Raw genomic sequence first — 770 nt, forward strand, 5'->3', positions numbered from 1 at the left:
CCTGAATTATCCAATCGTGTGTTACGCCTGTTTGAAGAGTTTAACCGAGCTGGCGTAACCATCCTTTTAGCTACGCACGATGTGGGGTTAGTAAACACTCGCCCACAATATCGACATTTCGAGCTAAATCAGGGCTTCTTGAGTGAGGTAGAAGACTATGGCCGTTAATAGGCGTCTTAAAAAGGCCAAGCCAAAACGCGCGAACAACCGTGCAGCAAGTGATGGCTTCTTAGTGGTGCATTGGAAGCAAGCGAAATCTTCACTATCACAATTATGGCAACGCCCACTCGGCAACCTTCTGACATTGGCTGTCATTTCGATGGCATTAGCGATGCCAGCGTGTTTATACCTGCTGGGTAAAAACGTGGGTGAAGCTGCGCAAGATGTCGCGAGCCCATCTCAGGTGAGTGCTTATATAGAAGAGGGCATCCCTGAGCCAAGAGTGATGGTGATGAAGGATGAGATAGAGAGTTGGCCTGACGTAGAGCTAGTCGAATATATCTCACCACAGCAAGGGTTGGCGGATCTTAGCCAATACTCGGGTTTTAATGACGCACTGACGATTCTTGATGATTACTCACTACCGGGTGTACTCATTATTACCCCAAGCGTTGGAACAGACTCAGAAATAAAAGCACTCGCTGAACAAGTCAAAGGCCAGCCGTCAGTAACAGATGTGCGTCTTGATGAAGATTGGTTGGCGCGATTGGATGCTATCAAAGCACTGGCGACTGTCATCGTAGTGACATTAACCTTCCTTATGCTTGGAG

General features: G+C 47.8%; 1 protein-coding gene and 1 pseudogene. Both read left to right on the forward strand.

The features are described 5' to 3' along the window. Positions 1-168, forward strand: a pseudogene (locus tag KIV40_RS31110) (cell division ATP-binding protein FtsE); the annotation flags it as partial. Continuing rightward, the coding region (locus KIV40_RS31115; protein ID WP_285353163.1) for an ABC transporter permease at positions 158-770 on the forward strand (613 nt) is incomplete at its 3' end. The pseudogene KIV40_RS31110 and the gene KIV40_RS31115, both read left to right, overlap by 11 nt.

The organism is Vibrio sp. D173a, assembly GCF_030248475.1.